Consider the following 23,754-nt stretch of genomic DNA (forward strand, 5'->3'; position numbering starts at 1 on the left):
GCAAATATTACCCCGCTTCTTTATTCCTATCTTGTAAATTAATGTGAAATAGTCATGAAAGCTGAGAACCGTCACCATTTCGGTGTCCCCATTCTTGAAGTCCAGCTTCCCGAAGTTCGGGCCCGGTCCGAAGAGATTCGACAGTATTTGGAGAAAATGCGGGACGAAGATACCGATGGCATCCAGCGGTCAAACCAGCGCGGATGGCATTCCGGCGACTCGCTGCATCAATCGAAAGACTCAGTCATGCAATGGCTTACGGAGCAGATCTTTCAGGTGGGCAGCCGGCTGGCACTGCACGCCGAGCGTAAGCCACCGGAAACCGAGATTTACCTGTCGTCACTCTGGGCAAACATCAACGATTTCGGTGCCTGGAACGCGCCCCACGCCCACCTGCCCTGCGAGTGGAGCGGCTGTCTGTATATTGATGTTGATGAGAACCCGACCGAAGAAAATGCGGGCATATGCCCGGGCGATATCATGTTCTTTGACCCGATCCCGGTGGGTGCGCCCTACCGCCCGGCACCCACGGTGAGCTATACCCCGAAGATCGGCACCATGTATGTGTTTCCGGGTTACCTGCTGCACATGGTCGCGCCCCACTACAACGAACGCTCCCGCATCAGCATGGCGTTCAACTTTCGGTTCGGAGAAAACCTGACCCAAATTGCCCGCTGACCCGGGACCAGAGAACAGCCACCAGTGCCCCCATAATGAAGCCAAGATGGTGGGCCTGGTGGACCACCCGGAAGTCATGCATCGGCTCGCTGCCCACAACGGGCCACCCCGACGCATCGCCCACCAGTTTGATCACCACGAGCGCCAGCCCAGCGAGAGCGAGCCAACGGTGAGTGCTGATCATAAACACCGAACCGGCCGCAAACAGGCCATACAAAACGCCGGAAAAGCCTTTGTACCAGAGGATATTGGGGTAAAAGAGAAACAGCCCGCCGGTCACGGCCAGGCCACAAGCCAGCGTCACCACCAGCCACTTGAGTTGAGACAGCGCACTGCCGAACCACCAGGCCATCAGCCACAGCCCGGCCAGATTAAATAGCAGGTGGGAGCCGTCAATGTGAGCCAGGTTGGCAGTCAGTAGCCGCCACAACTGCCCCTGCCCGATAAGCGCCCGGTGGTATTCAAGCCACTGATCAACAGGCAACAGCCAGACCAGCACGATCAAGGCACTGATTGAGATGGGAACCAGAGGCAGGTTTCGAAACATGGACAGCAAGAACAGCACCCTTGAATTCATTCAGATGCCATCATATATCGATCACCCGCCGCCGGTCAGGCTTACCGTGAGTGCAATTCAAGAAGTGTGTACCAGCGCCGCATCAAAACCGTTTTGAGCAAGCCGTTGAGCCTGATTGTCCGTCATGCCCAAATCCTTCCGCAATGCCTCGAAGTTTTCCGTCATGTAGCCCCCGAAGTAGGCAGGGTCGTCGGAATTGACGGTCACCTTCAGCCCGCCCTCCAGCAGGTCCAGGATCGGGTGCTGCTTGAGGCTGTCGTATACCTTCAGGCGGATGTTGGACAGCGGACAAACTGTGAGCGGAATCTGGTCTTTGCGCAGGCGTTCGATCAGGGCCGGGTCTTCGGTTGCGCGAACACCATGATCGACCCGCACGACACCGAGTTCGTCCAGCGCCTGCCAGATGTACTCGGGCGGGCCTTCCTCACCGGCGTGGGCCACGGGAAGCAGGCCCAGTTCACGAGCCCGGGCGAACACGTGCTTGAACTTGGAGGGCGGGTGGCCCATTTCACTGCTGTCGAGCCCCACCCCGATAAAGTGGTCCCGGAATGGCAGCGCCGCATCCAGGGTTCGCTCGGCCTCATCCTCGCTGAGGTGCCGCAGAAAGCACAGGATCAGTCCATAACTCAGCCCCCACTCGGCATTCGCCTCTTTCAGGGCCCGGGTGATTCCGATTACCACCGTCGCCATATCAACGTCCCTGTCCGTGTGGGTCTGGGGATCGAAGAATGGCTCAACATGGGTCACGCTCTGTTCGCGGCACTTCTCAAGGTAGGCACGGGTCAGGTCGTAGAAGTCCTCTTCCCGCAGTAGCACCTGCGCGCCACTGTAATACAGGTCCAGGAAGTCCTGAAGGTTGCCAAAATCATAGGCCTTGCGCAGAGCCTCGACACTGCCATAGCGAAGCTTGATGCCATTGCGTTCAGCAAGACGGAACATCAGCTCCGGCTCGAGGCTGCCTTCCAGATGAATATGCAGTTCGGCTTTTTTCAGGGCGTTAAGGTCAAGAAACATAGCGGTCACTGTCACTTTCGGAGGGTGTGATTTCACCTTAGCTGATTATCCTTCCCGCAGCCTCGAACGTAACGAAGAAAATATGGGTATTGACACCCAACATCCCTTCGTGATGTTATCGCTGTTAACATTGTTATCAGCGTTAACTCTATGAACGAGACAAACACAACCCGGCCAGCGCCTTACCACCACGGCGACCTTCGGCAAGAGGCCCATCAACAGGCCTTGGAGATCGTTCGTGAGCATGGCGATACCGCCATCAGTCTCCGCGCCCTCGCCAAGCAGCTGGGGGTCAGCGCACCGGCCCTCTACCGGCATTTCATTGATCGCGAAAGTCTGCTCGCCGAGCTCGCGGTCACCGGTTTCGAGGCGCTGCGCGAGCGACTGCTGGCGATAGACTCATCCAACCCGCGGCAGGCATTGATTGATATCGGCCTGGTGTACGTATCCTTTGCCCAGGACGAACCCAACCTGTATCGGCTGATGTTTGGCGGGCGGGTATTGCCCCGGGGCGTTCATCCGCGCCTGGACGCAGCCGGAAAGGGCGCGTTCCAGGTACTGGAAGACACCATCGCCCGGGCTCAGCACGTCGGTTACCTGAAGCCTATGCCGCTGGCACTGATGACGGCCGCGGCCTGGTCGCTGGTGCATGGGCTGTCCCAACTCACGATCGATGGCCATTTACCGGTGGCCGAGGCGGAACCGCAATTGGCTGAGGGGGTCCTCACCCTCCTGCTGGACGGTTCCAGAAACAGCGCCCAACAATAAACACGCAAGGACCCGCACTATGAGCAGCCCCAAACCCAGCACCATCCGAGTCGGTCGCCGTTATCGCGCCAATCGCCTCGATGGCCCCTACGACGCCATTGTCATCGGCTCAGGCATTGGCGGCCTCACCGCCGCAGCCTGCATGAGCAAGCTCGGCAAGAAAGTGGTGGTGTTCGAGCAGCACTACACGGCCGGCGGATTCACCCACAGTTACGATCGCAATGGCTACGAATGGGATGTGGGCGTGCACTACATCGGCGACATGGGCGCGGACCACACCCTAAGCAAGCGGCTGTTCGACCACATCACCGATGGCCAGCTCAAATGGGCCCCGATGGACGACCATTACGACCGGATCTTTCTCGGCGACCGCCACGTCGATCTGGTGGCCGGGCCGGACGCTTTCAAGGCGGAACTGAAGCAGGCGTTCCCCGGCGAGGAACAGGCCATCGACACCTACCTGGATTATCTGCGCCAGGTTGCCAAGGCCATGCCCGGCTTGGTGGTGGGCAAGGTGTTACCGGACCTTGCCGCCGGCCCCTTACGGAAACTGGTCGGCAAGGCCGCACCGGATTTTCTCAACAAGCCGACCCGGGAAGTTCTGGAAAGCCTGACCAGCAACCAGGAACTGATTGCCGTGCTGGCCGGCCAGTGGGGCGACAACGGCCTGCCACCGGCTGAATCCAGCTTCATCATCCACGCCCTGATCGCCCGGCACTACCTGTATGGCGGTTACTACCCCATTGGTGGGGCGTCGGAGATGGCGAAGACCATCATTCCGGTCATCCAGCACGGTGGCGGGGAAGTGTTCACCTACGCGGATGTCACGGAAATCCTGATCGACAAGGGCAAGGCCGTGGGCGTTCGCATGGCGGATGGCGAAGAGGTGCGGGCGCCACTGGTGATCAGCAACGCCGGCGTGTTCAATACCTTCGGAAAGCTGCTGCCGGACTCGGCGCCGGAGAAAGACTACTACCAGCAGAAGCTGCAAACGGTCGAGCGCTCCATGGCCAGCAATTGCCTGTACATCGGCCTGAAGGATACGGCGGAGAACCTGAAACTGCCCAGGACCAACTACTGGATTTACCCCGGCCCGGACTACGAGAAAAACCTCAGCGACTTCATGGCCTCACCCGAGACCGCCGACATTCCGCTGACCTACATCTCGTTCCCCTCGGCCAAGGACCCGAGCTTTGAAGAGCGCTATCCCGGACGCGCGACCATCGAAATCGTCGCTCCCGGACCCTACGAGTGGTACGCACAATGGGCCGACAAACCCTGGGGCAAGCGGGGTGAGGATTACGAGGCCGAGAAAGAGGCCTATGCCCAGCGTCTGCTGAAGAAACTGTACGAGAAATTCCCGCACCTGGAAGGCAAGGTGGATTACTACGAGTTGTCGACGCCCCTGTCCACCGACTACTTCTGCCGCTACAGCGCGGGCGAGATCTATGGTCTCAACCACACTCCGGACCGTTTCGAGCAGGACTGGCTGAAGCCGAAGACCCGCATTCCCGGCCTCTACCTGACTGGTCAGGATGTGATGACCTGCGGCGTGGTAGGCGCCATGATCGGCGGCCTGCTGACCACCATTGCCGTCAGTGGCCTGAAAGGGCTGCCACTGGCCAAGAGGATGTTTGTCGGCTAGGAGGCTCGTGACCGCCGGTCCCGCAACGACTGGATCCATTTGTAGAAAACCGGGACAAGGAGTGTACCGAGGATGGTCGCCATCACCATGCCGCTCAGCACGGTAATACCGAGGCTGATGCGGCTGGCCGCCCCTGCCCCGCTGGCCAGCACCAGCGGCAGCACGCCGAGCACGAAAGACAACGCCGTCATCAGCACCGCCCGGAAACGCAGGACGGCGGCCTTGTTGGCGGCTTCTTCGGCACTCAGCCCCGACTGCCTGAGCTGCATGGCGAATTCCACGATCAGGATCGCGGTCTTGGTCGACAGCCCCACCAGCAGGACCAGCCCGACCTGGGCGTAGATGTTGTTGGCAAGTCCCACCAGCCAGAGCCCCGCCAGGGCGCCAAAGATGGCCATGGGCACGGCGCCGATGACCGCGATCGGTAGACTCCAGCTTTCATACTGGGCCACCAGGAACAGGTAGACGAAGACGATGGCCAGCAGGAAGATGACCAGGGCCAGGTTCCCGGCCTGGATTTCCTGCAGACTCTGCCCGGCCCAGCTGAACTCGTACCCCTGTGGCAGGCTCGACGCGAGCGCCTCCATGGTGCCGATGGCATCGCCACTGGCAAAGCCGGCGGCGGCCTCACCGGATATCGTTACCGACCGTTTCAGGTTGAAATGCTGGATGCTGGAAGGCCCGAGTACCGGCCGCAGCGACGCCAGCGTGGTCAGGGGCACCATATCTCCGTCACGGTTGCGAACGTAATAGAAGGACAGGTCCTCAGGCCGCTGCCGGAACTCCCCCTCCGCCTGCAACAGCACCCGGTAGTTCTTGCCGAAGCGGGTAAAGTCGTTCACATACAGCGACCCCAATTGGGTCTGCAGGGTCGAGAAAATATCCGACAACTGGATGCCCAGCGCCTTGGCCTTGTTGCGGTCCACTTCCAACAGGTACTGGGGAATATTCGCGCGATAGGTGCTGTAAACCCGCGAAAGCTCATTGCGCTGGTTGGCCTCGAAGATCAGCCCGTTCATCACCTGCGCCAGTTCAGACACATCCCGCCCAAGGTTATCCTGCAGCCGGAAATCGAAGCCCGATGAGGTTCCCAGACCTGGGATCGGGGGCGGATTGAATACCATGACCTGGGCCTCGGAGACCGCCCAGAGCCCCGAATACAGACGGGGCACGATCGCCCGGAGCCCGAGCTCCGGGGCCTCACGTTCTTCCCAGTCCTTGAGCATCGCGATGCCGAGACCGTTGTTGGAGCCGCTGCCACCCAGCAGAGAAAACCCGGAGACCGAAATGAAATCGGTGACGGCGGGATCCTCCAGCACCATGTCGGTTACCTTGGCCAGCACCGCATCGGTCCGCTCCAGGGACGATGCATCCGGCAGCTGCACGTCGACAAACAGGAAGCCCTGATCCTCCGGCGGCACGAACGCCGATGGTACCGACTTGAACAGGCCCACCGTGCCCGCAAGAACCACAACCAGCGCGACACCCACCAGGGCACTCTTGCGCAGCAGGCGGCCGACCACCTTCGAATAGCCCCGCGTGCCCAGCGTAATCGCCTGTTCAAAAGGCCGGAGCCAGCGAATGGACTGATTGCCCCCGCCCAGCAGCGAGACACAGAGCGCGGGGCTCAGCGTCAGGGCATTCACGGACGAGATGATCACAGCCACGGAAATGGTCACCGAGAACTGCTGGTATAGCTTGCCGGTAATGCCAGGCATAAAGCCCACGGGCACGAACACCGCCAGCAGCACCAGAGTGGTTGCGATCACCGGCCCGGTTACTTCCTCCATGGCCTTGGTGACCGCGTCCCGTATCGGCAACTGCTCTTCCTGCAGAATGCGCTCGACATTCTCAATGACCACGATGGCGTCGTCGACCACGATACCGATCGCCAGCACCAGGCCGAACAGAGTGATGGTGTTGATGGAGTAGCCGAACACCGCCATCACGGCGAAGGTACCAATCAGGGAGACGGGAATCGCGATGGATGGGATGAGCGTGGCCCTCCAGTTCTGCAGAAACAGGAAGACCACCAGGATCACCAGGCCGACTGCCTGAAAGAGCGTGACGATGACTTCGTCAATGGACCGGGTAATGAATTCCGTGGTGTCGTACAGGATGGCGTGGGAGACACCGTCCGGGAAGGTGGTGGCCGCCTCATTCACCACCTGCTTCACCTGCTCCGCGACATCCAGGGCATTAGCGTCCGGTAGCTGGTAGATCACCACGAAGGCGGTATCCTGATTGTTCAGTTTCGCAGTGGATGTGTAGGAGCGGGACCCCAGCTCTATTCGCCCGACATCCCGCAGCCGCAGGAAACCGCCACCCGGCCTCGCCCGGATAATCATCTGGCCGAATTCCTCGGGGTCCGACAGCCGCTCCTTGCTCTGGATGGTGTAGACAAACTGCTGCCCCTCGGGCACCGGCGCCTGCCCCAGCTTGCCCGCCGCCACGATCTGGTTCTGCTCCTGGATCGCAGCGGCCACCTCGGTCACCGTGACATCCAGTGAGGCCATGCGCCGGGGATCAAGCCAGATCCGCATGCTGTAGTCCTTGGCGCCCATGACCTCCGCTGACGCCACGCCGGGTACTCGTCCCAGGGTTTCCACCAGGTTATTGGAGGCGTAGTTGCTGAGGAAAATGCCGTCCAGGTCCGGCCGCTCGGACGTCAGGTTTATCCCCAGCAACATGTTGCCGGACTGCTTGCTGACCACGACGCCCTGTCGCCGGACCTCATCGGGCAGAAAGGGTTCCGCCAGCGCGACCCGGTTCTGCACGTTGACCTGGGCGATATCCGTGTCGGTGCCGCTCTCGAAGGTCAGCGTGATGGTCGCCGCGCCTTCGCTCGAGGCCGTGGACTCGATGTAGATCATGTCCTCCACGCCGTTGAGCTGCTGCTCGATGGGGCGGGTCACGGCCTCTTCCACCACTTGGGCACTGGCGCCCGGCAACGTGGCGGTCACCTGGATCTGCGGCGGCGCCATGTCCGGGTACATATTGACGGGGAGTAGCCGCAGCGCCAGCAAGCCTGCCAGGGTAATGAGAATCGAGATGACAAACGCGAATTTCGGACGCTGGATGAAGACGCTGCTGATCATTGTTCAGCCTCTTCGGTCTCCCTGAGCGCGCCGGTTTGCGGATCGATCCATTTCTGGACCGGATTCACGGTGATTCCCGACCGGACCTTCTGCAGTCCCTCCACGATCACCCGGTCTCCGGCCTCCAGGCCACTTTCCACCACCATCATCGCGCCCCGCCGGGGGCCGGTTGTCACAAAGCGCTGGGCAACCTGCTGCTCGTCGCTCACCAACAGCACGAACTTGCCCTCAATGGTCTCCTGGATCGCCATCTGGGGGACGAGAGCCTGAACTTCACCAGACTGGCCTTCAATCAACAGGGTCACATACAAACCGGGGAGCAGGATCGCGCCCGGATTCGGGAAAACGGCGCGCATGGCTACCGTGCCGGTGCTGTTGTCGGTCCGGACATCGGCAAAATCCAGAACCCCGTTCTGGCCATAGCTTTCACCATCAGGCAGTGTGAGTGACAACGACAACTGACTGGCAATGTCCCGCGTCGAGCCGGAGTTGGCCCGGCGGTACGAGACATAATCCGCCTCATTAACCTCGAACTGAACGTAGATGGGATCGGTGACCAACACTTCGGTGATCGGCCCGCTCGAGGGATTCACCACCGCACCCACGTCAAAGTTGAGCTTGCCGATCCAGCCATCAAAAGGCGCGCGGATTTCTGCGTAATCGAGATTGGTTCTGGCTTTGTCTACCGCAGCTTCCGCCGACTGAAGCTGGCTCTGGGCGGCATTGAACCGATCCTTCAGCTTATCCAGGTCCGCATCGGACAGAAATCCCTTGCCGGCCACCTCCTCGCCGCGCCGGAGGTTCTTGGTGGCCGATTCCACCTCTGCCCTGGCGGCAGCCAACTCCGCCTCCGCCTGCTTGAGACTGGCGCTGGCCGTGGTGTCCTCGAGACGGAACAGCACCTGGCCCCGACTGACCCTGGCGCCCTCCTCAAACAGAATCTCGCGGATTTCGGCTTCAATACGAGCGGTGATGTCGGCTTTCGCGGAGGCGGCGGTTCTCGCCACGAATTCACGGGAAGGCCGCACTTCCGAATCCTCGACCACCACCACGGATACTGACGGCGGCTCGGCCTGCGGTGGCTCGGAGGGCTCAGAGCATCCCACAATCAGGCTCAAGGCCAGGACAAAAACCGGAAGATGCTGAACGTGTTCCTTTCGAGCAAAAGAGCTGGACATCGATTCCCTTCCCTCTTTGATGCAGTCACATGCCGCGAGAACTCACAGAATTACCCCTAGATTAGTCGATAGGCCCGAAAAAGCGTGGATGTTGGGATAAGACGCCAGTTTTATCTGGCCTGAGGAAACATCGTCCAGTTCACTTCCGGCTTTCATCCATGTTTTTCAGGTACCACCTGCCCTCGTCATTCCGGCAAATCTGCAGATCCTGGTGCCTTAGCAGTTCACCTTTCCTGAAACTATTGAGCGCGACCATCCGGCAGGATTCGCCGCCCTCGAACGAATCCGAAACCAATTCAAATCGACCGGTGATCGAACCATCGGAGGTCACAAACTCCTCCGAATTGCCAACCTCTGCCGTATTCAGAAAGGTCTGCAGCCGACTCTCAAGCCTGGCGCGATCTTCGTCCGACAGCCTGACGTCCGAAGGTACCAACATCTGGGCCGCATTTCCGAGCAGGTTGATCGGTGCCTTGATTATGCCGGTAATGACGTTGGTAAACGTTTTTTCGCCGGCACTGGAGGCAATCTCGTTCGCATCCGCCACTATCTTTTCGACCCGGTCGAGGGTCGGGGGAATGGTCCGGCGGATATTCTGGCTTTCCTCCAGCACGGACGGAATGATGGCCCTGTAGGCTTCGAGTTCCGCGAGGACTTGGGGCATGAGGGACCTAACTGCGGCCACCTCAGAGCGAATATTTATCGATTCCTGCCTCAACAGGTCTGCCTGTTGGATAACCTGGGGCAGAGTGTTCCGGATCGCCTCGGATTCCTTCAACACGGAGGGCACCAGCAATCGAACCGCCTCCGTTTCTTTGAGGGCATCCCGGGCCAGGAATCTCAATTGTTCCGACTCGTTGAGAAATTCCGGCGCCAGCTCAACCGCGGGCTTAAGCGACTCGGCAATCCCGGATGCCTTTTGAAGGCCCTCGGATATCCGGTCGGCGCTTCGGAGCACGGCGTAGCCAAAATAGAAAATAGACGCCGCCAGCACCAGTATGCTCAGCGTTCGAAAGGATTCGGATAACGTCTTCACGGAGCGGCCTCCCCGACCCTGGGGCCCCACAAGAGGTATGAAAAGATTAGACCAGCCGTTGCCGGGCGTCCACGACCTGAAAACGCCCCCAAACTTGGCCTGCCGGCTGATCAAAGATGACTATACTCATTGGAATCGGCAGGGAGCGGACAAAAAATGAGCTACCAGGCATGGTTGGACTCACTTTCAATCGGGGAAATCTTTATCGTTTTCGTGCTGGGTGGCGCCGTGATTGCCGAGTGCGGCTACCGGATCGGTCGCTGGTGGCAGTTTCGTACTCCCGGAAACAAGGAGGGCCCCACCCAAATGCTCGTCGGTTCGCTCCTTGGCCTGCTTGCCTTCCTGCTTGCGGTCACCATGGGCATGGCCTCGGATCGTTTCGACACCCGCCGGGGCATGATTGTTACCGAAGCGAACATGATCGGAACCGCCTATCTGCGGGCCGGCTTCCTGCCTGACGCGGAGGCTGCGAAAAGCCGGAGCCTGCTTCGTGAATACGCCCCACTCCGGGTCCTTGCGGACCACCCGCAGGATGTTCCGCAAAGGATCGCGCGGTCACTGGAACTGCACGAGGAACTCTGGACCATTGCCGAGACACTTGCCCATTCAATGCCCGAATCCGTGGTTCTGTCACTCTATATTGATGCGCTGAACGAGATGATAGACATACATGAATCACGGGTGACAGCCGGTATCTACGGGCGGCTCCCCGCGACTATCTTTATACTCCTGCTGATCAGTTCGGTGCTGACCCTCAGCATGGTCGGTTACAGTGCCGGCCTGACCGGTCGCCGCAGCCCACCCACCGCTGTCGTGATGATTGTTGTGCTGGGCGCCGTTATTACCCTGCTCCTCGATCTAGACCGCGGCCGTGGCGGTTTGATCACCATAAACCAGCAACCACTGATTGATCTGCAGCAGAGCATGGATGCCGATTTCGAGAGGAATACACTCCAGGACGACTGACAGGCACCGGAATTCCCATAAAAAAAGCCGCTACGAATAGCGGCTTTCTCGGTGGTCGGAGCCCAGCTCCTAGCCCAGATTCTTCTTCACGAACTTCTGGATCTCGCCAACGATACCACTGCGGAACGCGAGCACCGTAAGAATGAAGATTCCGCCGAGGATCGGATCAACCCAATCCCTCAACGCGCCTTGGGACAGCTGGTACTCGACGTTCACCACAAAGGTGGCGCCAACCACAGGCCCGAGCAATGTTCCCATACCACCGACCAGGGTCATCAGGATCACTTCACCCGACATGTGCCAATGGGCATCGTTCAGCGACGCCAACTGGAACACCACCGATTTCATTGACCCGGCCAGGCCCGCCAGGGCGGCAGAGATCACAAAGGCCAGCACCTTGTAACGGTTCACGTTGTAGCCCAGAGATATGGCGCGGGGCTCGTTCTGCTTGATCGACTTGAGTACCTGACCGTAAGGACTGCTGACAATGCGTTGAACCAGCAGGTAACACCCGAGGAAAACCGCCAGCACGAAGTAGTACATGTTCAGGTTGTTCTCGAGGTTGATCAGGCCGAACAGGTGGCCACGGGGGATGCCGTGCATGCCATCCTCGCCGCCGGTGAACTCCGACTGCACGAAGAAGAAGAACACCAGTTGGGCCAGCGCCAGGGTGACCATGGCGAAGTAGATGCCCTGACGACGGATCGACAGCAGGGCAAACGCCAGGCCCAGCAAGGTGGCAAGGGCCGTACCCGCGAGAATCCCCATTTCTGTGGTCAGACCGGAAAAGTTACTCAGCAGGTACCCGGTGGTGTACCCCCCGGTTGCCAGGAACGCCGCGTGGCCGAAGGACAGCAGGCCAGTGAAGCCGAATAGAAGGTTGAAGGCCACCGCGAACAGCGCGAAGCACAGGATCTTCATCAGGAAGACCGGGTACATGACAAACGGCGCCGCCACCAGAAGCAGGACCAGTACGCCATTGAGCATCATTTTCTTGCGATCTTCGATCTTCTGCTGTTCCAGAATAGCTTTTTGAATGTCGGCCGGATTGAATGACTGGCTCATGGTTACGCCTCCTTACCAAACAGGCCTGCAGGCCGGAACATCAGAACCACCACCATGACCAGGAAGATCACCGCGGACGAGGCAGGCGGATAGAAGGTTTTCGTGAGCCCTTCGATAACCCCCATCAGGATACCGGTAATGATCGCGCCCCCGATGGAGCCCATGCCGCCGATGACGACAACCGCAAACACGGTAATCAGGATGTGGGAGCCCATTACTGGCGTGACCGAGTAGATCGGTGCCGCCAGAACCCCGGCGAACGCAGCCAGCATGACGCCAAAGCCGTATGTGAGGCTCACCAGCAGCGGCACGTTGATCCCGAAGCCCTGCATGAGCTGGGCGTCTTCGGTGCCCGCACGCAGGTAGGCACCAAGCTTGGTCTTTTCAATCATGAACCAGGTGCCAAAGCAGACCAGCAGGGCAATCACGATGACCCAGGCCCGATAATACGGCAGGAACATGAAGCCGAGGTTCATCCCGCCCTTGAACAGGTCCGGCATAGAGTAGCGCATGCCGGACACGCCATAGATGTTGGTCAGCACGCCCTGAATCAGCAGGGCAATACCGAAGGTCAGCAACAGACTGTAGATATGATCCTGGCCCGCTATGCGGCGGAGCAGGAAATACTCGATGATCACCCCGACCACACCAACCAATAGTGGCGCCAGGAGCAGCGCGACCCAGTAGTTGACCCCCAGAACGTCGAACAGGATGACGGTGGCCATTGCACCGAGCATGTACATCGCCCCGTGGGCAAAGTTAATAATCTTGAGCAGACCGAAAATAACCGCCAACCCGAGACTCAACAGCGCGTAGAAAGCGCCGTTAATGACCCCGATCAGAAGCTGACCAGACAGCACCGCAAGGGGGACATCGAAAATCATGGACATGTTGCTAACTCCAAAAGCAGCGCGGACGGTTTACCTGACACCGTCGTTGCAGATTCCTGGGGCTAGCCCGGCCAAAACGGCCGGGTAGCTCCCTGGGGTTACGCTCTTACTTGCTGGTTACCAGCGGGCACTTGCTCTCGGAGAGCGGACGGTAGGCTTCATCTGCGGGAATGGTGCGCAGAATCTTGTACAGGTCCCACTCGTTCTCGGACTCGTCCGGAGTTTTCACCTCGGCCAGGTACATGTCGTGCACCATCCGGCCGTCTTCGCGGATCTGGCCGTTGGTCGCGAACATGTCGTTGATCGGCGTATCCATCATCTGCTTGCGCACGGTCTGTGCATCGTCAGAACCGGTTGCTTCAACAGCTTTCAGGTACTGCATGGTGCTGGAGTAGACGCCGGCGTGAACCATGGTCGGACGCACGCCGGTCTCTTCCATGAAGCGGTCGGACCACTCACGGGTGTCGTCGTTCATGTCCCAGTACCAGCCGGTGGTGAGCTGGATACCCTGTGCGGCCTCAACACCCAGTGCGTTTACATCGGTCAGGAACAGCAGCAGTGCGGCAAGGGTCTGGCCGGACTGGGTCACACCAAACTCACTGGCGGTGTTGATCGCGTTGGTGGTGTCGGCACCGGCGTTTGCCAGGGCGACCACGTCAGCACCAGACGCCTGGGCCTGCAGGATGAATGAAGAGAAATCAGGTGTCGGGAACGGGTGACGCAGTGTGCCGATCACTTCCCCACCGTTTTCCTCGACCACGCGGGAGACATCGCCCTCAAGGGCATGGCCGAAGGCGTAGTCGGCAGTCAGGATGTACCAGGTCTTGCCACCCTCTTTTACCACGGCGCTCGCCGTACCGTTGGCCAGCGGATAGGTGTCATACACGTAGTGGATATGGTTCGGCGTGCAGTGTTCGTTGGTGATGCTGGAGGCGGCGGAACCGGAAATGATACCCAGCTTGTCGTTCTCTTCGAGAATGTCACTGACGGCAATCGAAACCGACGAGGCAACAAGCCCGGCTACCAGATCAACGTCTTCGTTCTCGACCCAGCGACGCACGGTGGAAGAGGCTACGTCTGCACTGTTGCGGTCGTCGGCGCTGACGACTTCGATCTTGGCGCCATTCACTTTGCCGCCGAAGTCGGCGATCGCCATTTCCATCGCTTTCAGGCCGTTTGGACCTGCCAGATCCCGGTAGGTACCAGACATATCCGCCAGATAGCCGATCTTGACGGTATCGTTTGAAATGGCGGCCTGGGCACCGCTGGCCATCATGGCTGAGGCAACGGCTGTGGTCAGAAGCTTTTTCATCATTGTCATTGTTGTATCTCCGCTACTGTGTTGCGTTGGTTCGGGTTTATTTTTGCTTTTGTTGCTTTCGCTCTTACCTATCCGGGATCACACACCCAAATAGCGATCCAGCACCGACTGTTTGGCACTCAACTCATCGGCACCGATTTCTTCCACAATCTGCCCATGCTCAACCACGTAATGGCGATCGGCCAGGGGCGCTGCGAAGTGGAAATTCTGTTCGACCAATACAATGGTCAGACCCTTGTCCTTGAGCTTGATCAGCACTTCGCCCAACTTCTCGACGATGACCGGCGCAAGACCTTCGGTAATCTCGTCCAGCAACAGCATGTTGGCTCCGGTGCGCAGGATGCGGGCCATGGCCAGCATCTGCTGCTCACCGCCCGAGAGCTTGGTGCCCTGGCTGAAGCGACGTTCGTAGAGGTTGGGGAACATGGTGTAAATCTCTTCCAGGCCCATGCCACCGCTGCGCACCACCGGTGGCAGGGTGAGGTTTTCCTGGACGCTGAGTGCCGAAAAAATGCCCCGATGCTCGGGGCAATACCCGACACCCAACCTGGCAATATGGTGCGGGGCGCAGGACATCGTCTCTTCCCCGTTGATCATGATCGAGCCCGTGCGGCGACCGACCATGTTCATGATCGCCTTCAGGGTGGTGCTGCGGCCGGCACCGTTGCGGCCCAGCAACGTCACCAGTTCACCGCGATTAACCACCAGATCAATGCCATGCAGAATGTGGGACTCGCCATAAAAGGCGTGCAGCCCCGAAACGCGCAGCTGTTCGTATTCCCGGTCCAGACGCTGACTCATTGGGCCGCCTCCGCCTTGTTTTCCGGATTCTGGGAACCACGTTCACCGGTTTCGCTGCTGCCCATGTAGACCTCCCGAACACGCGGATCGGCCGACACGGTCTCGTAGTCGCCTTCAGTGAGCACCGCGCCCTGAGCCAGCACGGTAATCCGGTCACACAGCTTGCTGACGACACTGAGGTTGTGCTCAACCATCAGCACCGTGCGGCCCTGGGCAGCTTTGCGCACCAGCTCCACCACCCGGTCAACGTCTTCCGCACCCATGCCCTGGGTGGGCTCATCAAGCAGCAACAGTTGCGGCTCCATCGCCAGGGTTGTGGCGAGTTCCAGCGCCCGCTTGCGACCGTAGGCCAGCTCAACAGTGGTGGTGTTGGCGTATTCGGCAAGACCCACGGAGTCCAGCAGCTCCATGCAGCGTTCGTTCAGCTTGTTGAGGGAGAGCCCGGATTTCCAGAAACTGAACGACGAGCCTTCAAAGGATTGCAGCGCTACGCGGATATTCTCCAACGCCGTCATGTGCGGGAACACGGCCGAAATCTGGAAGGAACGCACCACCCCTTTGCGGGCGATGGCTGCAGACTTCATGGCGGTGATGTCCTGGCCGTTGAACAGGATCTGGCCACGGGTCGGAATCAGGAATTTGGTAAGCAGGTTAAAAACAGTGGTCTTACCTGCACCGTTGGGACCGATCAGGGCGTGGATGTGGCCTTTCTGAACCTTCAGATTCACGTCGTCGACCGCGACAAAGCCCTTGAACTCTTTGACAAGGTTGCGGGTCTCCAGAACGTACTGTTCACTCATGAGCCAGTCTACCTTTGTTATTGTTGTACATTTGAACTACTCTACAGATTAGATTGACGTATACGTAAACGTCAACAGGTATTTTGGGTTTTTCAAGCCAACGTCCTTAGCAAAAAGTCGCAGACCAGGTCGTGAACCTTGTCCGGCTTCTCGAGATGGGGAGAATGCCCGACCTCCGGTAAAAACACGGCTTCGGCGCTCGCCCCAATGCCTGCGACGATATCGGTTACCTGCTCAGGCACACCGTATTCGTCGTCCTGCCCCTGAATGATGATAGACGGACATTGGATTGCCGCCAGCCAGCGGTCGAAATCCATGTGATTCTGGAAGCCTTCATCCAGCCAGACCGTCTGCCACGCGTTGAACAGATCATCGGTGCGATCACCATGATAGCGCTGCAGCTTGTCGCGAATGTCGGTTTCCCGGTAGCGCGAGGCCATTTCCCGGATTCCGGCAATGGTCAGGTGGTCGGCGTAGATGTGCGCTGCCATGGTGACCAGCGCCCTCACCCGCGCGCCCAGTGCGCCCGCAGCAATAAGGGCTATAGAACCGCCATCGCTGTGACCGATGAGAACCACATCGTCGAGGCCGAGCGCGTCCAGCAGGGCCGGCAAAAGGACCTCACCTTCCTTCTCCTGGTAATCGTAGGGGCGCGGCAGGGGTTCGTCAGAGGAATGCCCGTACCCGAGACGGTTGTAGATCAGGGCATCGTATCCGGTGGCCTTTGCCAGGCGTTCGGGAAATCGCCGCCACAGGGCAATACTGCCCAGGGATTCGTGCAGGAAGACCAGTGTCGGCCTCCCCTCCTGGCCTTGCCCCTCGTGGCGGATTCGGCGAACTTCCACGGAAGCCCCCTCCCCCAACGACACCATCATATCCCGGACCTGCATGGCGCTAACGCTCAGGAGGAATGGAGTAGGTCATGGTGGAATGAGCAACCGGGTCCTCAGCGCCCTCGGAGTAGACAAATACCTCGCCGACTCCCATGGTGCGCCCGACTTTCAGCATCGTTGCCCTCGCCCAGATGGGCTGATGGGCCACGGGCTTGCGCAGAAAGTTGATATTGAGGTTGGTGGTCACCGCCAGCGGGACCAGGCCGATCTTGCTAAGCAACGCGGCGTAGAGGGTGACGTCCGCCAACCCCATCATCGCCGGTCCTGAGACCGTGCCACCCGGCCGCAGGTGCTCTTCGTCCACCTCCAGCTTCATTTCCGCCCAGCCGTCACCGAGTTTCTGCAGGGTGCCGAACGCGGCGCCCTGCGGAAACTGTTCGTCGAGAAACGCCTGCAGCTCTTCGAACGTGATGATCATGCGCCCTTTTCTTCCTGAGCCCGGTTGCGCAGGACAAAGCGCTGAATCTTGCCGCTCGGCGTCTTCGGCAGCTCATCCACAAACTCGATCTCCCGCGGGAAGGCGTGGGTGGACAGACGGCGGCGCACCAGATCCTGGAGCTCGTCCTTCAGGGCCTGGTCGTCTCCCGGCGCCTGGTCACTCTTGATCACAACGTAGGCCTTGATGATGGAGCCCCGCTTTTCATCCGGCTTACCGACGACGCCCGATTCGGCCACGGCAGCATGCTCCAGCAGTGTGCTCTCCACGTCGGCCGGTCCGACCCGGTAGCCTGCGGTGGTGATGATGTCGTCATCCCGACCACTGAAGGAGAAGCAACCGTCACCGTGGCAGACCACCATGTCACCGGTAAGGTAGTAGCCTTTCACAAACGGGTCCTTCTCACCCCAGGTGTAGCCATCGAAATGGAACAGTGGCGATGCCGCGACGTCCACCGCGAGCTGCCCTACTTCCCCGGCGCCCACCTCTTCGTTCTTCTCGTTCAGGGCGACCACCTTGTGGCCCGGCGAAGCGTAGCCCATGGAGCCTTCACGCACCGGGTGTTCCAGGCCGTGGAAGTTACAGCAGGTCATGCCGGTTTCCGTCTGGCCGTAGTGATCCTTGACCGGGCAGAAATGCCGATTCCTGATCCAGTTCACCACTTCCGGGTTCAGTGGCTCGCCAGCACTGCTGGCCACCCGGAGCCCCAGGTTCTCGCCTTCGGGCAACACATGATCGTTGGCCTTGAGCAGACGGTATGCCGTCGGCGCCGCCGCCAGGTTGGTGATCTTGTACTTGCGGATCATGTCGTAGGTGGATTCCGGCGTGAAGCCGCCGGGATTGAAATGTGTGGCGTGGCCCATCAGCAGCGGCCCGACCACGGCATAGTACAGCCCATAGGCCCAGCCCGGATCGGCCACGTTCCAGAATTTGTCGTCTTCGCGCAGGTCGATGGCGTACTTCATATACACATAGAACGCCAGCAGGGCCCGGGCCGGAACGGCGACGCCCTTGGACTTGCCCACCGTGCCTGAGGTGAACATCTGCAGGAACGGATCGTCTCCGGTCACCATCACCGGTTCGAATTCGCTGGACTGACTGGCGAGGGTGGCCCCGAAATCGGGGATGTCGGCCTCGATCGAACCGGCGTCCACGCCCATAACCGGCGGGCAGTCTTTGACCTCAGTCAGCTTGTGGTAGTTTTCCGGGTTGGTGACGACCAGTTTGGTGCTCGCCCGCTCAAAGCGGTACTCAATGGCACCGGACCCAAACGCCGTAAAGAGTGGCTGGTAAACGGCACCGGCGCGCAGCGTTCCGGCAATCACAATCAGCAGTTCGGGGGTACGCGGCAACAGGGCCGCCACCCGGTCACCTTTACCAATGCCCTGGGATTTCAGGTAGTTGGCAAAGCGGGCCGAGGCTTCCTTCAGTTCGGCAAAGGTCAGTGTGCCCTCACCTCCACCGTCCTTCTCGTAGTAGAGAGCGACTTTCTGCGGGTCACTCGCCCACTTGTCACAGATCTCGTGGCATACGTTCAGACCGCTGTCCAGGCGGCCATCCAGGACCTCGGCCTCCAGTGCGATCGGATCGAAATTGTTGTACACGGCGGTATATTCCGGAAGGCTCATTTTCGACTCCTGTTGTTGTTGTCGTTGAATCCACGACGTCAAGGTTTATCACAGGGTTCACCTTACGTAAAGGTAAACTTTAGACCAAAAAGGCAGAAAGCCGGACACTCTTATTAGGGAGGGGAAACGGCACGACCGGGGCGCCGTGCCACAGGGCAGGCAGGAGAACGGACCTCAGGAATCCGGTTCGTTTCAGGTGACGTGCCGGCTCGACAGGATATGGTGCAAGCTGTCGCATTCCACCATGGGATCGTCACAGTTCACAACGATATCCGAGCGGGCAATGACATAGCCTTTGCCGGTGATGTGATTTTTCACCACCTGGTACTCCCCTTCCTGTTCGACCGCACTGAACTGTCCGATGAAGCCGGTTTCCCGCAGCGAGATGGTTTCCAGCCGGTCGCCGGGCTTGATGATGCCCTGGTAGTTCATCAGGGCCAGCCGGGCCGAGGTGCCTGTTCCGGTGGTGCTGCGGCAAATCACGCCGGGATGCACGTAGGTGGCTGACCGGGAGCGATAGTAGCCTTCCGCCACATGCTCCACCGGCCCCATGAAATGGAGGAACGGCAAGGGCCCGACGTCTCCCAGGGTGTAGTGGGAAAACCCTCGCTCGGCCTGGATTGCCTCGACTATGGCATGAGCGGTTTCCGCCAGCCGGCGCTCTTCGTCCAGGGTAAGGTCGAAGCCCAGCTCCTTCGCATCCACCAGGGCGTAGAATCCACCACTGTAGGCAACGCTGTAGGTCACCGTGCCGAGGGACGGCACGTCGATGGCGGCCTGGTATGTGTGAATGTAACTGGGCAGCCCCTCACAGGTGATCGCTTCGACCACACCGTCGCGGACCTGCGCCTCGATCTGGACCAGCCCGGCCGGGGACTCCAGCATAAAGTGCTGCCGGCCTTCCCGCTTGGGCACAATCCCTGCCTCAAGCACGGCGGTGGCGGTGCAGATGGTATTGGAGCCGGAATAGATCGGGTAACCCATCACCTCCATGATGATGTACCCGGCCGCCGCCCGGGGATCTGTCGGCGGCACCAACAGGTCCACAGACATCTCCGGTATGCCATAGGGCTCTTCCAGCAACAGCCTGCGCAGACCGTCGGCATCATCCCGCAGGTATTCCATCTGGGCCCGAACGGTGTCACCGGGGAGGGGATCAATCCCGCCAGTAACAATACGGCTGACGTCACCGCCGGCGTGGGTGTCCATCAACTGGATGGTCAGTTCCGGTTTCATCAAACGTTCTCCAGTGACCAGGGTTTGCCGTGATCATCCCACTGGGCGTCGGGAACGATCACGATCTTGCCGAGATAATTGCTACCCCGGTTCACAAAATACTCCTCGGCGTGGTGCAGGTCCGAGAGCCGGAACGCGCCGTGCAGAACCGGCTTGAGCTGGCCTCCCCGGATCCAGGCCATCAGCTGGTCGGCTTCCTCGCGAGTGCCATGGGATACCCCGAAGATCTGCACCTGGTACAGGTAGATCCGGGTCCACAGTATCTCGCTGATGTTACCGCCGCTGGCCCCGGCAATGCTCAGGCGCGGGTAGGTGGCACGGGCATTCATGTCGAAGATCATGGTGTCGATGAAGATGTCGGTCACTTCCCCGCCAACCAGATCCATCACCGCATCAATGGGCCGGCCTCCGGTTTCGGCCTTCACCCGGTCCACGAAGCTGTCCATATCCGAGCGATCCAGCACCGCTTCGGCGCCGAGCTTGATCAGGGCATCCGCCTTGTCCTGCTTGCTCAGGGCATAAGGCACGGCACCGATAATGCGGCACAGCTGGATCAGCGCGGTACCGACACCGCCGCTGGCCCCCGTTACCAGCACGCGCTCGCCGGCTCGGATATTGGCGGAAGTCACCATGTGGTAAGCGGTCTGATAGGAACACATGCCCATGGACGCCACTTCAGCGTCCGACAGCTCCGGGTTCGGGATATGATGAAACTGATCGGAGGGCAGCGCGACGTACTCGGCATAACCGCCATCGGCTCCGTGGCCGTAGTAATCCGGGGTCAGGTTGATGTCAGGACGATTGTTGGCGTAAATGTTGAAATCCAGCAGGCCACGCTCGCCAATGCGCCCCTCATCCACGCCATCGCCGACGGCGACAACCCGGCCGGCAATATCGGCGCCCTGAATGCGGGGAAACAGCAGCGTCGGCTTGCCCCCCATCTGGAAGGATTTCATTTCCCCTTTTTTGGTGGGGTACAGCCCTTCCCTCGCCTTGCGATCGGTGTTGTTCTTGGCCGTCGCCGTCACCTGCACCAGCACCTGCCCGGGCCCGGGTGTCGGCGTCGGCACATCCTGATACTCAAGTTTGTCGACACCACCGTGTCCGGTCAGAACCATGGCTTTCATGGTAGTGGGTATCATGGGCGAGCGATCCTCCCTGTATCCTGAATGGTGGGTATCGATTCAGGATAGGTTAGATCGGCAGAGGTGTCAGTGGGTGTTGCGGGTATCCGTTATTCGCCTACCTCGCAATCACCCGATACACCGGCCGGAGCTTTGGAATCTGCTTGAGCACCGCCTGGATGACCGTCATCAGCGGCACCGCGAGTAACACGCCAACCGGCCCCCAGAGCCAGCCCCAGAAAAAGATCGAAACAAAGATGATGACCGGGTTAAGGGCCATTCGAAACCCATGGACCCAGGGCTCAATGAAGAAGCCGAGGAGCGTAGTAAGCGCCAGAAAGCCCAACGGAGCGATTGCCATCATCCACAGCACGTCCAGGCTGATGGCCGACACCACCGCCAACAGGGAAATGGTCAGAATCACGCCAAGATAGGGGATGAACCGGGCCAGACCGGCAATCAGCCCCCAGACGGCCGGGTCCGGCAGCCCTGCCGCCCAGCACATCAGGCCCGTTGCCAGGCCCACCGCCGTGTTACTCAGCGCCAGAACGCCGAGGTACTGCGCAATCTCGTGCTGGGAGTCGTGGGTAATGCGGAGCACGGTCTTTCGCTGTTCTTTCGGCAACTGGCGCACGAAATTCCTGACGATCCGATCACCGCCCACCAGCAGGAAATAGGTCAGCGCCATCGCCAGCAACAGGCCCGCGATACCGTTGCGGGCCCTGCTCATCAGCTGGCTTCGCCAGGACTCGGTTTGCAGCACAACCGTAGTAGGCTTGGCCTGGCTGCTCTCGGACAGTTCCTCCATGGATTTTTCGACCTTCTCGGCCGACTCCGTCACCTTGCTGATTTGCCGCTTGATCTCACTCTGGCCCACCAGCAACCGGGAAATCCCCTGGGGCGCTTCCTCCGCCCATTTAAGCACCGGGGTTGCGACCGCGTAGGTAACTCCGGCGATCCCCGCCAGCACCAGCAGCACCAGGAACAGGGCACTGACCATCCGAGGAATGCGCAGGGTCACGTAAAGCTTTTTCACGATGGGAGACAGCAGCAGGCTGGTCAGAATGGCCAGGATGATGGGCAGGACAATCTGGTGCGCAACGTACAGCGTGTACAGAATGCCAAGGGTAAACAGTCCGTAGATCGGCGTGGAAAGATCGGAGGAGATGAGGGGCCTTTTGCCACCCTCGGCTGGCTCGTTATTCGTTTGCTGGTCGTCCACGATGCGCGCGCTGTCCCTGTTCTGAACCTGATCCACTGGACTGCCGACACTGTGACATCGGCACCCCGGCACCTGAATAGCGCTACTCTAACCCGTTCAGGCACCGGACCGCATCCGCAAGACGTTACTGTCGGGTCACGTGTCGATACCCCGTGCCCTTTCCGGCGGCTGTGCAGACTGCCCGGTGCCACGGCCCGGCAAGTCGCAATATTGATCTGGGTCCAACTTTGTTCGATGGCGACGCTATAATCTAATCGTAGGCACTACCCATGATCTGGCTGCGCCTTCATGCGAGCAAACAACCCTGACGGTGCAAGGCGCGCCGCAGTACACCGTCGCATACCGCCACATAAAGGAGGTCCTCTCATGTCCACTGAAGAGGAAGTCCGTAAGGCATCAACGCAGTTCTACGCGGCACTGAACACCATGCTCAATGGTGATGCTGCCCCACTGTCTCAAATCTGGTCACACAGCTCGGATGTCACCACAATGCATCCGGTCGGTGGTCGGCAAGTCGGATGGAGCGAGGTTCAGAAAGCATGGGAGCAGGTAGCCAAGGCGACAACAGACGGGAAAGTTGAACTGAAGGATCAGCTTATCCGCATCGCTGGAGACGTCGCTTACGAACTCGGCACAGAGAGCGCCGAGTTTACTCTGGGCGGACAAAAGGTGTCGGGCGAAATTCGCGTGACCAACATCTATCAGCGAGAAGCCGGTGGGTGGAAGATTACACACCACCACACGGATGTGGTTCCGGCAATGGTGGAAGCCCTCAATCGCTTGTAGCCACCATCGGGAAATGCCTGACGACGGCATTAAGGCCGACGTTTAAACTTCCTCCTGGTTCGCGGGTCAAACCTGGAGATCGGGCGTTTGCGCCCGAGATCCGGAGATTTCCTGGGCAGGGAGTGAGAATGGTCTATTTTAAGAACCTGAATCAGATCGTTGAATCGCTCGAAACGGACGAATCAACCAAAAACGACCCGATCAAACGCGTATTTGTTTTCGATGGTAAGCATCTGACTGCGAATGTCGGAATTGTTCGTGACAGTGGAAATGCCCTCCACACGCAACCCGACCACGAGGAGATACTCGTAATCATTGAAGGCAACGTCGACTTCAAAGTGGGTAACGAAACAAAGAGAGTAAGCCCGGGCGATCTGGTATTCATTCCCCGGAACACACTCCACGGCCCTGTCCTCGAGCCCGGACAACGATTTGCCGCGCTTTCGGTATTCGCCCCATATTTTGACAGGTCGAGGAATAATCTCGTTTGGGATCGGGATTCCGCTTAGCAGACAGGTAGTATTAATGCTAAAGATAAATTCAAGTTGGTGAACCTTGAAATCATCGGGCCCGCCCGTCCAAAAACTGGCAA

The 23,754-nt window shown here is 59.4% G+C and carries 23 protein-coding genes; 6 read left to right on the forward strand and 17 right to left on the reverse strand.

Features of this window, described 5'->3' with window-relative positions:
- Window positions 1–54: 54 nt before the first annotated feature.
- A complete protein-coding gene (locus tag K0B93_RS16430; RefSeq protein ID WP_219868346.1) occupies window positions 55–678 on the forward strand; it encodes a TIGR02466 family protein in 624 nt (207 codons plus the stop codon).
- Here the strand turns inward: K0B93_RS16430 and rrtA are convergent.
- Together rrtA and K0B93_RS16440 are read right to left on the reverse strand one after the other, a co-directional pair.
- Window positions 635–1,255 (reverse strand): rhombosortase, encoded by a 621-nt coding sequence (rrtA, locus tag K0B93_RS16435; protein WP_219868347.1) that lies wholly within the window; start codon window positions 1,253–1,255, stop codon window positions 635–637. The two genes, K0B93_RS16430 and rrtA, sit on opposite strands and share 44 nt — an antisense overlap.
- A gap of 57 nt (window positions 1,256–1,312) precedes the next feature.
- Complete coding sequence (locus tag K0B93_RS16440) at window positions 1,313–2,269, reverse strand: adenosine deaminase (RefSeq protein ID WP_219868348.1); 957 nt, start codon at window positions 2,267–2,269, stop codon at window positions 1,313–1,315.
- Window positions 2,270–2,419: 150 nt separating this feature from the next.
- Here K0B93_RS16440 and K0B93_RS16445 point away from each other — a divergent pair, with 150 nt between their 5' ends.
- A complete protein-coding gene (locus K0B93_RS16445) occupies window positions 2,420–3,037 on the forward strand; it encodes a TetR/AcrR family transcriptional regulator (protein ID WP_219868349.1) in 618 nt (205 codons plus the stop codon).
- Window positions 3,038–3,056: 19 nt separating this feature from the next.
- Window positions 3,057–4,682, forward strand: coding sequence for a phytoene desaturase family protein (locus K0B93_RS16450; protein WP_219868350.1), 1,626 nt, complete (start codon window positions 3,057–3,059; stop codon window positions 4,680–4,682).
- Here the strand turns inward: K0B93_RS16450 and K0B93_RS16455 are convergent.
- From K0B93_RS16455 to K0B93_RS16465, 3 genes are all read right to left on the reverse strand, one after another.
- The gene (locus K0B93_RS16455; RefSeq protein WP_219868351.1) at window positions 4,679–7,780 is read right to left on the reverse strand and encodes an efflux RND transporter permease subunit; all 3,102 of its coding nucleotides are present in this window, start codon (window positions 7,778–7,780) and stop codon (window positions 4,679–4,681) included. The genes K0B93_RS16450 and K0B93_RS16455 overlap by 4 nt on opposite strands.
- The gene (locus tag K0B93_RS16460) at window positions 7,777–8,958 is read right to left on the reverse strand and encodes an efflux RND transporter periplasmic adaptor subunit (protein WP_219868352.1); all 1,182 of its coding nucleotides are present in this window, start codon (window positions 8,956–8,958) and stop codon (window positions 7,777–7,779) included. The genes K0B93_RS16455 and K0B93_RS16460 overlap by 4 nt, the downstream gene beginning before the upstream one ends.
- A 139-nt stretch (window positions 8,959–9,097) precedes the next feature.
- Window positions 9,098–9,994, reverse strand: coding sequence for a hypothetical protein (locus K0B93_RS16465; RefSeq protein ID WP_219868353.1), 897 nt, complete (start codon window positions 9,992–9,994; stop codon window positions 9,098–9,100).
- 156 nt (window positions 9,995–10,150) lie between these two features.
- On the opposite strand from K0B93_RS16465, the gene K0B93_RS16470 reads away from it, so the two are divergent.
- Entirely contained in the window at window positions 10,151–10,960 is an 810-nt protein-coding gene (locus K0B93_RS16470) for a hypothetical protein (RefSeq protein WP_219868354.1), read from the forward strand.
- Window positions 10,961–11,029: 69 nt separating this feature from the next.
- On the opposite strand, the gene K0B93_RS16475 is transcribed toward K0B93_RS16470, so the two are convergent.
- From K0B93_RS16475 to K0B93_RS16525, 11 genes are all read right to left on the reverse strand, one after another.
- Window positions 11,030–12,025 (reverse strand): branched-chain amino acid ABC transporter permease, encoded by a 996-nt coding sequence (locus K0B93_RS16475; protein ID WP_218637394.1) that lies wholly within the window; start codon window positions 12,023–12,025, stop codon window positions 11,030–11,032.
- Window positions 12,026–12,027: 2 nt separating this feature from the next.
- A complete protein-coding gene (locus tag K0B93_RS16480; RefSeq protein WP_219868355.1) occupies window positions 12,028–12,915 on the reverse strand; it encodes a branched-chain amino acid ABC transporter permease in 888 nt (295 codons plus the stop codon).
- A gap of 106 nt (window positions 12,916–13,021) precedes the next feature.
- Window positions 13,022–14,236: an ABC transporter substrate-binding protein gene (locus K0B93_RS16485; RefSeq protein ID WP_219868356.1), complete on the reverse strand. Its 1,215-nt coding sequence runs from the start codon at window positions 14,234–14,236 to the stop codon at window positions 13,022–13,024.
- A gap of 78 nt (window positions 14,237–14,314) precedes the next feature.
- Complete coding sequence (locus K0B93_RS16490; protein ID WP_219868357.1) at window positions 14,315–15,037, reverse strand: ABC transporter ATP-binding protein; 723 nt, start codon at window positions 15,035–15,037, stop codon at window positions 14,315–14,317.
- A complete protein-coding gene (locus K0B93_RS16495; protein WP_219868358.1) occupies window positions 15,034–15,837 on the reverse strand; it encodes an ABC transporter ATP-binding protein in 804 nt (267 codons plus the stop codon). The genes K0B93_RS16490 and K0B93_RS16495 overlap by 4 nt, the downstream gene beginning before the upstream one ends.
- 92 nt (window positions 15,838–15,929) lie before the next feature.
- The gene (locus K0B93_RS16500) at window positions 15,930–16,727 is read right to left on the reverse strand and encodes an alpha/beta fold hydrolase (RefSeq protein ID WP_219868359.1); all 798 of its coding nucleotides are present in this window, start codon (window positions 16,725–16,727) and stop codon (window positions 15,930–15,932) included.
- Window positions 16,728–16,731: 4 nt separating this feature from the next.
- Window positions 16,732–17,148 carry a PaaI family thioesterase gene (locus K0B93_RS16505; RefSeq protein WP_219868360.1) on the reverse strand — a complete coding sequence of 139 codons (417 nt, stop codon included), beginning with the start codon at window positions 17,146–17,148 and terminating at the stop codon, window positions 16,732–16,734.
- Window positions 17,145–18,794, reverse strand: a complete 1,650-nt coding sequence (locus K0B93_RS16510) for an AMP-binding protein (protein ID WP_219868361.1) — start codon at window positions 18,792–18,794, stop codon at window positions 17,145–17,147. Before K0B93_RS16510 ends, K0B93_RS16505 begins: the two co-directional genes overlap by 4 nt.
- A gap of 192 nt (window positions 18,795–18,986) precedes the next feature.
- Window positions 18,987–20,030, reverse strand: a complete 1,044-nt coding sequence (locus K0B93_RS16515; protein WP_219868362.1) for a proline racemase family protein — start codon at window positions 20,028–20,030, stop codon at window positions 18,987–18,989.
- A complete protein-coding gene (locus tag K0B93_RS16520) occupies window positions 20,030–21,172 on the reverse strand; it encodes a zinc-binding dehydrogenase (protein ID WP_219868363.1) in 1,143 nt (380 codons plus the stop codon). The genes K0B93_RS16515 and K0B93_RS16520 overlap by 1 nt, the downstream gene beginning before the upstream one ends.
- Before the next feature lie 100 nt (window positions 21,173–21,272).
- Entirely contained in the window at window positions 21,273–22,412 is a 1,140-nt protein-coding gene (locus K0B93_RS16525; RefSeq protein ID WP_324125617.1) for an AI-2E family transporter, read from the reverse strand.
- Between the two features lie 330 nt (window positions 22,413–22,742).
- Here K0B93_RS16525 and K0B93_RS16530 point away from each other — a divergent pair, with 330 nt between their 5' ends.
- Window positions 22,743–23,162, forward strand: a complete 420-nt coding sequence (locus K0B93_RS16530) for a YybH family protein (protein ID WP_219868364.1) — start codon at window positions 22,743–22,745, stop codon at window positions 23,160–23,162.
- A 182-nt stretch (window positions 23,163–23,344) separates the two neighbouring features.
- Here K0B93_RS16530 and K0B93_RS19290 read toward each other — a convergent pair whose 3' ends face one another.
- Window positions 23,345–23,566 carry a hypothetical protein gene (locus K0B93_RS19290; protein WP_228743569.1) on the reverse strand — a complete coding sequence of 74 codons (222 nt, stop codon included), beginning with the start codon at window positions 23,564–23,566 and terminating at the stop codon, window positions 23,345–23,347.
- Between K0B93_RS19290 and K0B93_RS19490 the strand changes: the two genes are divergently transcribed.
- Window positions 23,477–23,671: a cupin domain-containing protein gene (locus tag K0B93_RS19490; protein WP_416383218.1), complete on the forward strand. Its 195-nt coding sequence runs from the start codon at window positions 23,477–23,479 to the stop codon at window positions 23,669–23,671. The genes K0B93_RS19290 and K0B93_RS19490 overlap by 90 nt on opposite strands.
- Window positions 23,672–23,754 lie beyond the last annotated feature (83 nt).

The organism is Marinobacter sp. F4218 (assembly GCF_019443085.1).
In the GTDB taxonomy this organism is placed as follows: Bacteria; Pseudomonadota; Gammaproteobacteria; order Pseudomonadales; family Oleiphilaceae; genus Marinobacter; species Marinobacter albus.

Excerpts from the sequence above, each read along its gene's own strand:
- K0B93_RS16430 (WP_219868346.1), top strand. The coding sequence starts at position 55 with ATGAAAGCTGAGAACCGTCACCATTTCGGTGTCCCCATTCTTGAAGTC.
- rrtA (WP_219868347.1), bottom strand. The coding sequence starts at position 1,255 with ATGAATTCAAGGGTGCTGTTCTTGCTGTCCATGTTTCGAAACCTGCCT.
- K0B93_RS16440 (WP_219868348.1), bottom strand. The coding sequence starts at position 2,269 with ATGTTTCTTGACCTTAACGCCCTGAAAAAAGCCGAACTGCATATTCAT.
- K0B93_RS16445 (WP_219868349.1), top strand. The coding sequence starts at position 2,420 with ATGAACGAGACAAACACAACCCGGCCAGCGCCTTACCACCACGGCGAC.
- K0B93_RS16450 (WP_219868350.1), top strand. The coding sequence starts at position 3,057 with ATGAGCAGCCCCAAACCCAGCACCATCCGAGTCGGTCGCCGTTATCGC.
- K0B93_RS16455 (WP_219868351.1), bottom strand. The coding sequence starts at position 7,780 with ATGATCAGCAGCGTCTTCATCCAGCGTCCGAAATTCGCGTTTGTCATC.
- K0B93_RS16460 (WP_219868352.1), bottom strand. The coding sequence starts at position 8,958 with ATGTCCAGCTCTTTTGCTCGAAAGGAACACGTTCAGCATCTTCCGGTT.
- K0B93_RS16470 (WP_219868354.1), top strand. The coding sequence starts at position 10,151 with ATGAGCTACCAGGCATGGTTGGACTCACTTTCAATCGGGGAAATCTTT.
- K0B93_RS16475 (WP_218637394.1), bottom strand. The coding sequence starts at position 12,025 with ATGAGCCAGTCATTCAATCCGGCCGACATTCAAAAAGCTATTCTGGAA.
- K0B93_RS16480 (WP_219868355.1), bottom strand. The coding sequence starts at position 12,915 with ATGTCCATGATTTTCGATGTCCCCCTTGCGGTGCTGTCTGGTCAGCTT.
- K0B93_RS16485 (WP_219868356.1), bottom strand. The coding sequence starts at position 14,236 with ATGACAATGATGAAAAAGCTTCTGACCACAGCCGTTGCCTCAGCCATG.
- K0B93_RS16490 (WP_219868357.1), bottom strand. The coding sequence starts at position 15,037 with ATGAGTCAGCGTCTGGACCGGGAATACGAACAGCTGCGCGTTTCGGGG.
- K0B93_RS16495 (WP_219868358.1), bottom strand. The coding sequence starts at position 15,837 with ATGAGTGAACAGTACGTTCTGGAGACCCGCAACCTTGTCAAAGAGTTC.
- K0B93_RS16500 (WP_219868359.1), bottom strand. The coding sequence starts at position 16,727 with ATGCAGGTCCGGGATATGATGGTGTCGTTGGGGGAGGGGGCTTCCGTG.
- K0B93_RS16505 (WP_219868360.1), bottom strand. The coding sequence starts at position 17,148 with ATGATCATCACGTTCGAAGAGCTGCAGGCGTTTCTCGACGAACAGTTT.
- K0B93_RS16510 (WP_219868361.1), bottom strand. The coding sequence starts at position 18,794 with ATGAGCCTTCCGGAATATACCGCCGTGTACAACAATTTCGATCCGATC.
- K0B93_RS16515 (WP_219868362.1), bottom strand. The coding sequence starts at position 20,030 with ATGAAACCGGAACTGACCATCCAGTTGATGGACACCCACGCCGGCGGT.
- K0B93_RS16520 (WP_219868363.1), bottom strand. The coding sequence starts at position 21,172 with ATGATACCCACTACCATGAAAGCCATGGTTCTGACCGGACACGGTGGT.
- K0B93_RS16530 (WP_219868364.1), top strand. The coding sequence starts at position 22,743 with ATGTCCACTGAAGAGGAAGTCCGTAAGGCATCAACGCAGTTCTACGCG.